This window comes from Corallococcus macrosporus, assembly GCF_017302985.1.
GTDB classification, from domain to species: domain Bacteria; phylum Myxococcota; class Myxococcia; order Myxococcales; family Myxococcaceae; genus Corallococcus; species Corallococcus macrosporus_A.
In genome coordinates, this window is the sequence record NZ_JAFIMU010000017.1 from 243,351 (window position 1) to 256,157 (window position 12,807).

Genomic DNA, 12,807 nt, shown 5'->3' on the forward strand with positions numbered 1-12,807 from the left:
TGGCGCTGTGTGGGTGTCCCATGGACGGCCCCAGCGGGCCTCCCGACTCGGGGACGGTGGCCTCCACCCACGCAGGCACGATTTCCATCCAGGACCGCAGGCTCCTGGGGGCACCGCACCTTGGACACGGGTTGTCAGTGCTCGTCGACATGAGCACCGCGACGCGGGCTCCTGATTACGACGAGGAGCCGGGGCAGCTCACGGGCTGCAAGGTCTGGGTCTACGACATGGCGTCCGACCCGCCGCCCCAGCCCGCCGGAGACGTGGGCACGCTGACCATCGATGGGACGAGCGCGAGCCTGGGGCCGGCGTGTGTCTTCCAGGAGGGCGCGGGATACGTCTGTCCGACCGCGGCGGGGCAGGGGGAGCTCGTGCTGGAGCACGCGGTCGCGGGGACGGGGGCACCGCCCAACACCGCGCGCGTCTCCATCCAGGGCGCGGCGTTCGTTCCGGACGACGTGGGGCGCTACTTGAGCGTCCGCGGCGTGCCGGCGGGGAGCGGAAGCTTCCCCATCGTCTCGGTGACGGGGGCCACGCAGGTGCGGGTGGCGAAGGCGCCGGGCGCGGACCCGGCGCCCGCCGTGGGCACCTACCAGGTGCTTGCTGGCGCGGGGCCGGTGCCGGGAACTCCCGAGGATGAAGCCCCCGGGGATCCGCTCCGGAACTCCGACCAGGTCCGGGTCCGCATCGCTCCCAGGGACGGCTCGCCCTTCCATTTCCCGGAGACGACGGTGGCCACTCTCGGGAGCGCCTTCACGGCCGACACGGCCACGGTGGGGCTGCTCGACCGGGTTCCCCTGGACGGCCGCGCCTTCCGGTTGGGATGCGCGGGAGAGGGAGGCGAGTGCGGCTCGGCGGAGTTCACCATCATCCAGCTCCAGACGACGGATGGGCCCACGGCGGGCCTTGTCCCCTTCGCGCTGCCTCCGGCGAAGGCGAAGCAGGTCGTCCTCACGTGCATCGCGCCGGGGGCACCCGGCTTCGTGGACATCCCCGCGGAGGCGTCCGCCCTGCTGGCCCAGGCCCACGCCTCCAGCCCCATGACCCGCATTCGCACCGCGTTCATGCGCAACGGCGCCGTGCTGACGAAGAACCCGGCGCCGCCGGACAACACCGTCCGCGTCGTCGCGGGACATCAACTCATCGGCTTCACGAACCCCCAGGCGTCCACCCCGGAGTGACTCCTGAACGTCGGGGCGATGCTCGACCCCGACGTTCACGACGCGTCGAACCCTTCGCTCAGCGCGTGTACCAGTTCTGGGCGTTCGTGCCGTTGCACTCCCAGACCTGGATCTTGGTGCCGAGGGCCGTGCTGGCGTTGAAGACATCCAGGCACAGGTTGGGCGCGAGGGCGCTCCGCAACGAGCCGCCCACCACCGTCCACCGCTGGGCGGCCGTGCCGTTGCAGCCGTAGATCTGGACCGCCGTGCCCTGGGCTGGATTGCCGCCGGCGACGTCCAGACAGAGATTCGGCGCCAGGCTGCTCCGCAGCTCGCCCTGCGCGGTCAGGCTCCACTGCTGCGCGGCGGTCCCGTTGCACTCCCAGAGCTGGGTGACGGTTCCCTGCGCCGCGTTGCCGTCCTTCACATCCAGGCAGCGATTCGAGGCCAGGGCGCTGACCAGGGCGGGGGCGGACACCGTGGGCCTGTACATCGCGGTCAGCGCGGTGCGGTCGCTGTCGGTGAACTCGCCCGTCTCGACCGCGCGGAAGCAGGAGTTCATGATGGACGCGCCGACGGACGCCGTGGTCGGCGTGCCCGGGATGTGGATGGCGCCGACACCCGCGTCACCCTCGTTGCCGCCGGAGCCGCAGCTGATGGCGCGGTTGTAGTAGTCCGAGTGGCGGAAGCCGATGGTGTGCCCCAGCTCGTGCGTGATGACGTGCTCGATGACGTCGACGCCGTACTGGCTGAGCTGGCCGCCGATGGTGATCTGCCCGAACGGGTTGCCGTTCGCCGGGAACCCGGCCACGCCGCCGTTCATGTTCGGGTCGATGATGCCATTGATGGTGAAGCCACAGCCGGTGCTCGGCGTGCGCGCCATGGTGAAGGTGAGCCCCATCTCGGCGTAATTCTGGATGGCCAGGTCCAGCGCCGTGCTGAACACGCCGGTGAACGCCGAGCCGTTGACACAGATCTTCGTCAGGGACGGGCTGACGACGTTGTTCGTGCGGTACTGCTCCTCGGTGGTCGCGCCGGCCGCGAGCAGCTCGCGAGAGGCGTCCAGGGACACCTCGGCGTCCCGGCCGACAAAGACCTTCCCCTCGACGACCATGATGTCGTTGGACGGGAACCCGGCCTGCACCAGGTTGCCAACGATCTCCTGCGTCTCGTCCGCGGGCTCGCCACACCCGAGTCCCATCGCGATGCACCCTGCCGCAAGTACGAGCTTTCTTGAGAACATGGAGATTCCCTTGTCGTGGAGCTGCCCTGCTGACGGGAGCAATGGCAGGTAAGTGCCAGTAAATCTGGCCTAAGCGGACATAGCAGACAGAGCTGACGTTTTGGGTCTGCCCGGGGGCATCCCGCCCGGAGTAGAACCGGCGCCGCAGGCTGTCAGACCGCGAGGGCATGCTTCCTGCGACGGACACCCGAGCGAAGGACGTACATGGCAACCCTGAAACAGCTGGCGTTCCGGATGGCGCGGACCCCCGCCTCCGGCTCCCTGGTGCGCTTCGGCTTCGCGCACGCGGACCGGCTCCTGCCCCTCACCTCCGTGGACCGCTCGGAGCACGCCGCCGTCTACCGCCACCCGCGTCCCGTCTACGGCACCTTCCACCACATCGCCGTCCCGCTGCGGGGCGTGCCGGACGTCTTCGCCCTGGCGCACCCGCGCCACGCGGGGCTTCGCGCGGGCCTCTTCGCGCTCATCGCCGCGGCACGGCAGCGGGCCCCCGCGTCGGTGCTCGTCAACGCGGGGCCCCGGCAGGACGTGGGGCAGGTGCACTTCCACCTCACGGACGACACGCCCTTCCGCGAAGCCGTCCGCTCGGAGCCGCTCACCTGGCCGGACTGGGACGCGGCCGTCCGCGCGCTGACCTCCGTCCCCGACATCCAGGAGCGCTACCGCGCGGGCTTCTCGCTGCTCCAGGACGCAGGGGACCCCCGGGTCCGCCTCATCTGACCGCCGTGGGGGACCGAAGCCCGCCACCGTCAATGAACGCCAACGCACCCCGCTTCGACATGGACGCCACCGACCTCGAAGGTGCGTTCCGGTACTTTGAAAATCGCGCCGTGCAGGCGCTCATGGACGGCCATGCCTGGACAGGCCTCGTCACGCCGCTCTCCGACGAGCGCGGCACCGTCTGGGGCGCGCGCACGACCTGCCGCGACGCCGAGGGGACACTGCGCCAGTCCGTCTATGTGCTGGCCTCCCACCGCGGGCAGGGGCATCTCTCGCGCTACGTCGCGGCGACCGACCTCCCCTTCGTCACCGGCCCCCACTCCCACCTGGAGGCGTTCTTCACGAAGCGGGGTGTCCCCTACAGCGTCTCCGGGCGCTTCACGACGACGCGGGAGTACCGCGTCATCGAGCGGCACTACGGCTCCCGCCGGGCGGTACGGAGCGGCGTCGACTACATGTGCCACATCGATGAGGGACTCGGCGTGCTGCGGCACTTCAACGCCAGCGACGCAGCGAGGCGGGCGTGGTGCCTCCACCCGCTCGTGCAGGCCGACGGCGACCTCGCGGAGAGCTTCCCCCGCCTCCACGAGCTCACCGACTCGCCCCAGGTGCTCGCGCTCGCCATGGAGTACCGCAACATCGCCAATGCGTACCTGTCCCACCGCGAGGTGACTTCGGCGGATGACCTCGCGCTCGGGCCGCTGCCGGACGTGGCGGACATGCTGCGCGCGGACAAGGTGCAGAACTACAAGGACTTCCTGCTGCACCACCGTGAGAGCCACCCCCGGCGCAGCGTGCTGGACCGGTACTTCCGCCTCTGGCTCGACCGTCTGGACGTCTCCCGTGAGGTCTTCGCCACGCTCTTCGCGCGGCTCCAGGTGCGGCCCGAGAAGGTTCCCCTCCGAGGGTGAGCGCCGGTTGACGGTCCGGGCTCGGAGATGCCCGGGCGTAGCGCTCAGCGCCGCGTGAGCCGGGCCTCGGCCGCCTTGAGGACGTGCTCCTTGAGCAGGTAGCCGAAGCCCGCGTTGCGCAGTCGGACGATGAGCTCGTCCCGGGTCGTCTTGAGCTGCTCGGCGGTGCGCTCCAGGCTCCAGCCTCCCTGCGCGAGCTGCTTGAGCAGGTAGGCCCGGCGCGTCTGCGCCGCCGAGAGCCGGTAGGTCTTGAGGTACTCGACCGTGCCGTCGCCACGCAGGATGGCCTCACCCATGTGGTTCTCCTCCGAGGGCGACAGGCCCGTGATGAAGCGCTGGAGGTGGAAGGGCCCGGCCTCGTAGACGGGGGCGGTGAACACCTCGGCGCCGATGACGCCCTCGGCCATGAAGCCCATGAAGTCCGCCCAGTCCGCGCGCATGCGCTCGATGGCGGCCCGCAGTTCCTTCATCGAGTTCACCCGTGCATCCTCCACGCCCAGCCCCAGCACGGGCACGTCTCCCAGGAAGCCGTACTGCACGAGCAGATCCCCGTAGAAGTCCTCGAGCAGGGCCCGGTGCAGGGCGCGATAGTCCTCGGGGTGCGAGACGATGGCGCAGGAGAGCAGCGCGTCCGCCTGGAAGATGAGCATGCCCACCTGCCGCTCGTGCAGCTCGAAGATGCGCAGCGCCTCCGCGAAGGCCGTGCTGGCCCAGCCTGAGTAGGCCCACTCGCTGCGGGGGTTGAGCCCCTGGGAGAGGGCCTCCTGGGAGTACTCGCTCCACGCCACCTGGGGCCCGCCGAAGTACAGCGCGAGGAAGCCCTCCATCGTCAGGTGCATGGGCAGCAGCCGCAGCCGGTTCTTGTCCTCGCGGTGCACCATGCGGTGCAGCACCCGCGTCGAGAAGGGCCCGTGCTTGAGGCTTTTGCCCTCCTTGCCCTCGGGCTTGCGCAGCCGGGTCTCGGGCGTCACCGCCGCGCCCTTGTCGTCCCAGTCCACCACCAGGCCATGGGGGACGTAGGACGCGTAGTGGAGCCCGGGCTCCATCAGCCCACCCTGGAGCGACACGACGCTCACGTCCTCGTCGTAGCTCCTGCGGGTGATGCGCAGGTCTCCGGGGATGTCATCGCGCAGCACGGGCACCAGGCGGATGCTCCCCCAGACCTGCGAGGGCGCGAGCCGCAGCCCCGTGAGCGGCAGCCGCCGCACCCCGCTCTTGCCGCCCTCCCTCATGCCACCTCCTCGTCGGGCGGCGCTTCCGCGAGCTCGGTCCCGGCGTGGCCCCGGGGCGCGTGCTCGAGCATCCGCCGCACGCGCGCCGCCAGGTAGTCCTCGAGCTCCGCCAGGGGAGAGGCCCCTTCCGCGAAGCGCGCGAAGCCGAGCACCGTGGGCAGGTCCTCCGCGTCCCGCACGCCCACGGTGGGCACGTGCGTCCCGATGCCCCGGGGCGCGTAGAGCTCCGAGGCGAATACGGGGTTGGCGTGGATGATGGTGGTGCGGCGGGCGGGGTCCAGCTTCGTGCGAAACAGGCGGGTGACCTCGGCCACGGCGTTGGGCGGGTCGTTGTCGTAGCCATCCGACACGACGACCACCAGCTCGGGCATCCAGTCCAGCGCGTCCAGCAGCGGGGTGGCGAGGTCCGTCTGTCCCCGGGCGCGCGAGAGGAGGGGATGCTCGGGAGGGTGCATCCAGAAAGCGCGGTACTCGCGCGCCGTGGCGGCCAGCAGGTAGTGCGCCGCGAGCGCCACCCCGAGGGGCCGGCGGCGCTTCTCGCTCGAGCCCGACGCGGAGTAGCTGTTGTCCAGCACGGCCGCCACCCGGCCCAGGGGCACCGGGGCCCGATGCAGGCTGTTCACCGCCGCCCGCTCCAGCGCCGTGTGCAGCTCCGCCAGCCGCTCCTGCCGCACCGCCAGGGGAAGGGAGAGCACGTAGAGCGCCAGACGGGTGAGCGGCGTGCGCCCCAGGTCGATGGCGATGGCCCCCTGGGCACGCGTGGCCGAGCCCTGCACGCGCAGCCGCTCGGCGGCGGTGAGGCGCGGCTCGATCTTCCGCAGGAAGACGTCCCGGGGAAGCTGGTGCTTCGCGGCGAGCCCCTCGGCGACGGTGTAGGGCAGCTCGAAGAGGGCGGAGGCGTCATAGTGGGCCTTGCGGAACGTCTCCAGCAGGGGGGCCTGGAACACGCGCTTGCGCCAGCCGTGGAAGAGGAAGGGGTTGAGCTCTCCGGGCAGCTTGAGGTGGCCGTGCGCCACGGCGGCGCGCAGCTTGGAGCGGTACTTCACCGCGTCGAAGTGCAGGTCCGCGCGCCCCTTCAGGAACTCGCGCACGATGGCGCGGGAGCGGCGGTTGTTGATGCGCCGCTCGCGCAGCACGTCCAGCACCCGGTAGGCCCGCTGGGGCGGCAGGGCCCGGAGCGCCGCCGCGATGAGCGCGCCCTCCTCGCGCCGGTCCGCGGGCGGGGTCTGCTTTCCGCTCGCCAGCAGGTTGAGGATGATCTGCGCCTGGTTGAAGTGGTTGATGCCCGCGGCCAGCGTGCGCGTGTAGAGGCGGCGGTAGTTGCCGAGGATGTAGGCGTGCAGGAACTCGATGGACACCGCCTGCCCGCGTCCGTCGTTGTAGAACTCGCGCTGCCCGGTGCACGAGAAGCACGCGTTGACGAACATGACCAGGTCCTCACGGGCGACCTGCTCGGCACGTGCGCCCGCGATGTCCATCGGAGGTTCACCCTTCCTGGAGGAGCGAGCGCCGCTCGGGGAAGGCGGACACGATCAGCTAGTCAAGCTACAAAGGCTCGGTTCGGAAATCGCATCACAGTCCCGCGAGCGGCACCCCTGACCGTAGCATGACGCGGCAGCCGGGCACGGGCTGACACGCCGCTTCTCAAGCTGCGCGGTGTTCCGGCGCGCAGAAGGCGGAGCTCCACGGGCGATGCGCGCTGACCGCGTGCATCGCCCGTTTTGCGTTTCGCCCCGTGCCTTGACCTCCGGGCCCGCACAGCTACGGCCCGCCTACAGCGCTTCCGTGCGCAGGTCCGGCAACGAAGAGGGGTTCCCGGCTCGGGCGTCGTGTTACCTGAGGTCCAGGGGGGCGCTGTTGGTTCATGGCCTGCCCATGACCCGGCGCGGGACGGGGATGACTCCATCTGTGTACGGGGCACCATGGGCGGTGACGTCCCCGCTCTTCCGGCTCCGGTCCGTAGTAGGAACGCTCCGATGGCCGAACTCGACGACTCCGCGCTCCTGGAACTGCTGGACCTGGCCTTCGATGCGCTCTGTGCATCCCGCGTCTCGGATTGGGTGGACCCCGACCGGGTTCTCGCCGCGGTCGAACTCGCCCTGACGCCCGAGCGGGTGGCGGGCTGGCACGCCCGGCTCGGGGTCCCCGTGCGCACGCGCCTGCTCGCGCGCGCGGAGAAGAGCGGCATCAAACTGGGCGCGTGGCTCCCCCCCGAGGCCACCGCGTCCCTGACGACGCTCCTGGGGCAGCCGGTGCGCCTGCCGCGCAAGGCCATCGATGAGCTGGTGGCGTCCGAGCAGGTGCGGGAGACGGTGCGCACCACCCTCCAGGAGACGCTGTCGTCCCTGGTGAGCAAGGTCATCGCGGGGGCTCCCGGGGTGGGGGGCGGTGGGCTGCGGGATGCGCTGAGCTGGGGCGCGCGAGCAGCGGCCTCGGCGGGAAAGGGCATCCTGGGAGGCCTGGGCGGCGGCTTGCAGGACCGCGTGCGCGAGGTCATCGACGGCTCCATGGCCCTGGTGCAGCGGCGGATCGCCGAGCGGCTCGCCAGCGAGGAGACCGCCCGGGCACTGGGTGTGCGGCGCCAGAAGGTCTTCCTGTCCACCCTGGAGAAGACGGAGGCCGAGGCCGCGCAGGCGCTGAGCCAGGTGCCCCACGAGCAGCTCGACTCGCTGATGCCCCAGGTGATTGCCCACAACTTCGCGCGTCCCGAGGTGCGCGAGGGGGTGAGTGCCGAGCTCCACGCCGTCCTGGAGGACCTGTCACGGCACACCGTGGGGGAGTTGCTCGAGCAGGCCGGGCTGCGCGACGCGACACGCGAGTGGCTGCGTGCGCACGGTCTGCCCTTCGCGCGCGGCCTGGCGCGCTCCGCACCCTTCATCGCATGGAGAGCCCGGCACGCGGGGTGAGCAGCCCAGGCCGAGGCGCCGTCCGGAACACGCTAGGGCACGTAGACGGTGTTGATGCCCGGAGCCGCCGGGTCGTAGAGCACGACGATGACGTCGCGGCTGGGGAGGAAGTCGAACTCGGAGGCGCTGTCCAGGGAGAGATGGCCCTCATACCGCTCGCCGCGCGCGATGAAGCTCCAGCGCAGCTCCGTGGGCGGCGGCCCCTTCTTGCGCACCGGCTTGCCGTCGCCGAAGTAGGTCACCCGCGCGAGAATCGGGATGCCCACGCGGGCCGCGCGTGACTCACGGTGGTTGGTCCACACGACGCGTATCAGGCCCACGATGCCCGCGAGCGGGAACAACAGCGCCAGCCCTCCCAGGCGTCCCATGGGACTGAGGGTGGTGCCACGGATACGGGCCTGGCCTCCGCGCACATCGAGGACCACGCGCTGGCCCGGCTGAAAGCGACCGCCCGGCTCGCAACTGCGCCCCGCCAGCGCGCCGTCCTCCGAGTGGAAGCGCGCGCAGTACACGGGCGGACGGGGCCTGCGCTGGCGCATCCCCACCTCCACCGAGTCGACGACGCCGGGGACTTCGAAGGAGCGCTGGTCCAGCAGCAGGTCCCCCACGGCGCGAGGGGACTGGAACAAGGCACAGACAAGCCCTCCGGCGAGCAGGGCGAAGAGGCTGACGGAGAGCACGACGCGCTGGGGCCCCGCGAAGGCGAGCACCAGGCGCCGGGCCTCCTTCGAGGGCACGCGCGGCGCTCTCGGGACGCCTGCGAGCAGGGCACGCGCCCGCTCGAGGTCGTCGGACAGCACCTCCGCGAAGGCGGCCCGGTTGTTTTCAGGAGGTGTATCGGACAGGGGCAGCGAAGACATGGGAGGCCATTAGACTCGAGAAGGGAGTCTGTTTCACTGCGCGTGCCTTCTTCTTGAGTTCAGTGAAATCAGATGATTTCGCATTCAAGGCGCAATGCCTGGAACGCCAGTCGATGGACGGCGTGGGCACCGCCGAGGGGGGAGCACACATGAACCCGAGCAGCGCCCCATCCCAGGACACGGTTCCTGCCGCCCGGCACGAGGTGAGCGGAACCTCGATCCTCAACTTCCTGAAGCACTTCGACAAGAAGGGCGTGCGCGCCACCATGCGCCAGCGGGTGAGCCCCGCGACGGCCGTCTATTTCGACAAGCTCATCCTGCGCACGTCGTGGGTGCATCGCTCGGTGCTGGACGACATCTACGCGGCGGTGGCGATGGACGGCGGCGAGGACGCCGTCCGCCGGTTCAGCCTGGAGGTGACCCGGGATGGCTATGGACCCATGGTGCGCCAGTTCGCCGAGACGCTGCTGGGACTGATGGGCACCTCTCCGTCCACCCTCTTCAGCCGCTTCGGCGCCATTGGTGGCATGTACGAGCACGGCACCGAGTACAGCTACACCGCGCCCTCTGCCCGCTCCGGGGAGCTGGTGGTGCGACTGGTGGAGCCCGCCCCGCGCCTCGTCTTCGTCGCGTGGGAGGGCGTGTTCCAGTTCGTCTTCGAGCTCACCCGGGAGCAGGGCACCGTCGCGCCGGTGCAGGTCTCCGAGAACGGCCGGGTGGGCCGCTACCTGCTGAAGTGGTGAGCGCGGCGGCCCCTCAGGGCTTCATCCGCCACGTCTTCACCTGCGGGGCCCACCTATGAGGCGTTGGCGCGTTGGAACGCGCCTTGAGTCGCCTCACACCAGCTCCCCGCCCGAAGCCACGATGGCGCTTCGGCCAACAAGAGAGCCGGCATTGAAAATCGCAATCATAAACACCGGCGGTGCCTGCGACCCGAACGAGCTGATCGTCGACGATGTGTTCTACTGCTACATGTTCGTCCCAGCCACGGGCGTGAACAACCTCTGACACACGCGGTGGTAGGGACGACCGGGGCTGCGAAGATCCGGAGATGTCACGTGTGCACGACTGGGTGTGACATCAATCAGGTGAGGTGGTCACGTTCGAGCCATGTGACCTGACCGCAAAGGCTGTATCAGCACCATGTGCCAGGGAAGTGTCTGTCCATCCAGCGATGGAACTGCTCCATCGAGTCAACGGTCTGCTGCGCTCCGGAAGCCGGATCGTAGAGTGACAATGATTGACCTATCTCGAGCCTGTGGGCGAGATGCTTCAGTCTTGCCAGCAGCCAGGACATGGGGGTCGCGCTGTTGTAGCCGTAGGCAGCATTGAACTCGAGGTAGAGGCCCTCGTCGACACGGCCCGTCTCCTCCAGGGCACGCTGCCGTTGGGCCAGGGTTGGATGTTCGCTCATCCTGCCTCCTCCGTTTCGCGGTTCCGTCCGCGTCTTCACGCTAGCACATGCCACTGAGGCGCTTCTTCAGGAGGCAGACGCCGTTAGGGCCATGGCAGCCACCCGTTTCTGGATGATTTGAGCTTGGATGTGGGATGTGAGGGATTGGTGCAGGCACGAGGGCCAAGATCATGGACCTGCTGGACTCCGCGACCATTCCGCCGACGGAAGCAGCCCCGGAGGACTTCGAGGAGGAGAAGCCGGGGAGGCGCTGGGTGCGCCCGGTTCGTGTGGAATGAACGCCGCCGCTCATCCGGAGGGTCCGCGGAAGTGATCCACTCGCCAAGGTCCCCTCCGCGGATCACGCCATCCGGCGTGGAGGCGGCGCAGGGCAGGGGGCGGATGGGACTTCGTTCGACTCGCCAGGATGCCTCGGCCCGGCGCCAACAGGGAACCCGGCCCCGCTCCGCGCGCGGACGTTACCGCTCCAGGGTGAGCGTGCGGGGGTCGTACAGGCGGATGAAGCCCGTCGCCGAGTCCGCGGAGCTGCCGAAGCCTCCGCCCACCACCACCTGACGGGCGGGGGACGTATAGGCAAGGCTGCTGACCCAGGCTCCATCGTTATACGGCGAGTCGATGTAGGTGATGGAGCCCCGGACCAGGCCGGACCTGTCGCCCATATCCGCGAACCAGCCTCGGCCGTAGGTGTCGGTGCCGGGGCGCAGCTCATGCCCGCCGAGGAGCAGCCTGGGGGCGGTGGTGTCATTGGGGGGAAAGGCGAACGTGTCGACCACGCCCGGCCCCTGACCCGTCGGCGTCTGCGCGCTCCACAGTTGCTTCCCATCAGGGTCGGTCCACGAGGCCTGCAGGCCTCCTGGTGGCGACACGAGTTTGATGATGGAGCTCATGTCACCCGTGTGGGCGAAGGACACCTCGCCGTAGTTGACCTCCTTCGTCCACAGCACCACCCCAGCAGGGGTGAGCTTCTGGACGAAGTTCTTCACGAACACCGGGTTCGCGGGAGGGGGCTCGGTCCGATTGTACGCGCTGCCACTCACATAGACGGCGCTCCCGTCTCCCACGACTCCCAGTCCCGAGGAGAAGGTGAGGTGCGCTTCATTGACGATGGCGCTCCACAGCTCGACGCCATCGCGCGACAGCGCGAAGAGCTTCAGCACCTGCGCGGTGTCACTGGTCACCTTCGACGTCAGCACGTAGGTGTTGCCCATGCCGTCCGCCACCACGTGCTTTGAGAACAAGGACTCCTGGGGCCTGTACGTCCACCGGACCCGTCCGTCGCTGTCGTACTGGGTCACCGAACCGTTGTAGCGCAGCAGGGAGATGTGCCCATCGCTGGTGACGGCCAGCTTCCAATCAGCGGACAGGGGCAATGACCAGCGCTCCTGCCCGGTGCTGTCCAGCGACGTCACGCTCAGGGCGTCCAGGACGACGATCGAGCCGTTGGCCAGCGGCGCCACCGTCACGGGGGGGCGGCTTCGCCGAACCTCCCACTGATAGAGGGGCACCCATGTCTCCAGTGCGGCGGATTTCGATGCGTCCAGGCGGAGCAGACAGCCGCCGCGGGGCGCGCTGGCGCAGGCGGCGCTCCACGCCGGGAATCCTTCCGGACCGGCGTAGAGGGTCACTTCAGCCTTGCGCACCGCCTGCCTGCACGGCTGGGTGCACGTGAAGGAGCCGTCCCCCGCCACGACGCGGGTGCCCGACGGCAGGGAGCTCACCTCCACCCACGCGAAGCCGGTGCCCTGGAGCGACGTCTGCTCCACCGAGGACGCCCCGCCCACCTTGAGGCGCGCGGAGTGCGTGCCCCCCAGGCGGGGCGCGAACCCCACGCGCACTTCGCACTCCATGCCCGCGGCCAGGTACTTCTCGCAGGTGCTGGAGGTGAGGGTGAAGGAGTCGGATCCCTCGACCGACACCGACACCGACTCCACGTTGCCTGGCGAGGCGTTGCGCACCGTGAAGAGCTGCTCGGCGGGGGGCTTGCCGACCTCCCAGTCCCCGAAGTCGAACGACTTCCGGTCGATGATGAGCGCGGTGGGCACGACGGGCTCGTCGGGCTCGTCGGAGCACGCGCCGAAGAGGAAGGGCACGCCGAGGAGCACGACGGACAAAGACTTTCGGAACATGGGGGCGGACTTCTAGCCAGACCTCGGACATCCTGACAAGTGACCCCCGGTGTTTCGGGTCTGACATTGGCTGGGGGCTCACGGCGTCAAACGCTGGCTGGACCAGACCCGCGCGTTCCGGCGCTCGTCGGGATTGGCGTTCGTACCGCGAAGGACATCGATGCGGCCTTCCGCCTGGAGCGGACGCGTCCCTGTTCCAGGAGAAGCACCCGCCGGTCCTCCATCGCCAGCAACT

Annotated in this window: 11 protein-coding genes; 5 read left to right on the forward strand and 6 right to left on the reverse strand. The window is 69.6% G+C overall.

The features are described from left to right. Nucleotides 1-149: 149 nt before the first annotated feature. Nucleotides 150-1,181: a hypothetical protein gene (locus JYK02_RS40660; RefSeq protein ID WP_207057729.1), complete on the forward strand. Its 1,032-nt coding sequence runs from the start codon at nucleotides 150-152 to the stop codon at nucleotides 1,179-1,181. Nucleotides 1,182-1,239: 58 nt separating this feature from the next. Here the strand turns inward: JYK02_RS40660 and JYK02_RS37350 are convergent, their stop codons facing one another. Further along, nucleotides 1,240-2,361 (reverse strand): M57 family metalloprotease, encoded by a 1,122-nt coding sequence (locus tag JYK02_RS37350; protein ID WP_242589624.1) that lies wholly within the window; start codon nucleotides 2,359-2,361, stop codon nucleotides 1,240-1,242. Between the two features lie 246 nt (nucleotides 2,362-2,607). On the opposite strand from JYK02_RS37350, the gene JYK02_RS37355 reads away from it, so the two are divergent. Both JYK02_RS37355 and JYK02_RS37360 read left to right on the forward strand, forming a co-directional pair. Beyond that, the gene (locus tag JYK02_RS37355) at nucleotides 2,608-3,123 is read left to right on the forward strand and encodes a hypothetical protein (protein ID WP_207057731.1); all 516 of its coding nucleotides are present in this window, start codon (nucleotides 2,608-2,610) and stop codon (nucleotides 3,121-3,123) included. 32 nt (nucleotides 3,124-3,155) lie between these two features. Next, nucleotides 3,156-4,034 carry a hypothetical protein gene (locus JYK02_RS37360; RefSeq protein WP_207057732.1) on the forward strand — a complete coding sequence of 293 codons (879 nt, stop codon included), beginning with the start codon at nucleotides 3,156-3,158 and terminating at the stop codon, nucleotides 4,032-4,034. Between the two features lie 44 nt (nucleotides 4,035-4,078). On the opposite strand, the gene JYK02_RS37365 is transcribed toward JYK02_RS37360, so the two are convergent. Next, nucleotides 4,079-5,266, reverse strand: coding sequence for an ARPP-2 domain-containing protein (locus JYK02_RS37365; protein WP_207057733.1), 1,188 nt, complete (start codon nucleotides 5,264-5,266; stop codon nucleotides 4,079-4,081). Next, entirely contained in the window at nucleotides 5,263-6,744 is a 1,482-nt protein-coding gene (locus JYK02_RS37370; RefSeq protein ID WP_207057734.1) for a hypothetical protein, read from the reverse strand. The genes JYK02_RS37365 and JYK02_RS37370 overlap by 4 nt, the downstream gene beginning before the upstream one ends. Before the next feature lie 498 nt (nucleotides 6,745-7,242). On the opposite strand from JYK02_RS37370, the gene JYK02_RS37375 reads away from it, so the two are divergent. Further along, nucleotides 7,243-8,172, forward strand: a complete 930-nt coding sequence (locus JYK02_RS37375) for a hypothetical protein (RefSeq protein ID WP_207057735.1) — start codon at nucleotides 7,243-7,245, stop codon at nucleotides 8,170-8,172. Between the two features lie 32 nt (nucleotides 8,173-8,204). On the opposite strand, the gene JYK02_RS37380 is transcribed toward JYK02_RS37375, so the two are convergent. Beyond that, complete coding sequence (locus JYK02_RS37380) at nucleotides 8,205-9,032, reverse strand: hypothetical protein (RefSeq protein ID WP_207057736.1); 828 nt, start codon at nucleotides 9,030-9,032, stop codon at nucleotides 8,205-8,207. A gap of 149 nt (nucleotides 9,033-9,181) precedes the next feature. Here JYK02_RS37380 and JYK02_RS37385 point away from each other — a divergent pair, with 149 nt between their 5' ends. Continuing rightward, nucleotides 9,182-9,775 (forward strand): hypothetical protein, encoded by a 594-nt coding sequence (locus JYK02_RS37385; protein WP_207057737.1) that lies wholly within the window; start codon nucleotides 9,182-9,184, stop codon nucleotides 9,773-9,775. Between the two features lie 392 nt (nucleotides 9,776-10,167). Here JYK02_RS37385 and JYK02_RS37390 read toward each other — a convergent pair whose 3' ends face one another. Together JYK02_RS37390 and JYK02_RS37395 are read right to left on the reverse strand one after the other, a co-directional pair. After that, nucleotides 10,168-10,446 carry a hypothetical protein gene (locus JYK02_RS37390; RefSeq protein WP_207057738.1) on the reverse strand — a complete coding sequence of 93 codons (279 nt, stop codon included), beginning with the start codon at nucleotides 10,444-10,446 and terminating at the stop codon, nucleotides 10,168-10,170. A gap of 458 nt (nucleotides 10,447-10,904) precedes the next feature. Further along, nucleotides 10,905-12,572 (reverse strand): choice-of-anchor D domain-containing protein, encoded by a 1,668-nt coding sequence (locus tag JYK02_RS37395; protein WP_207057739.1) that lies wholly within the window; start codon nucleotides 12,570-12,572, stop codon nucleotides 10,905-10,907. Nucleotides 12,573-12,807 lie beyond the last annotated feature (235 nt).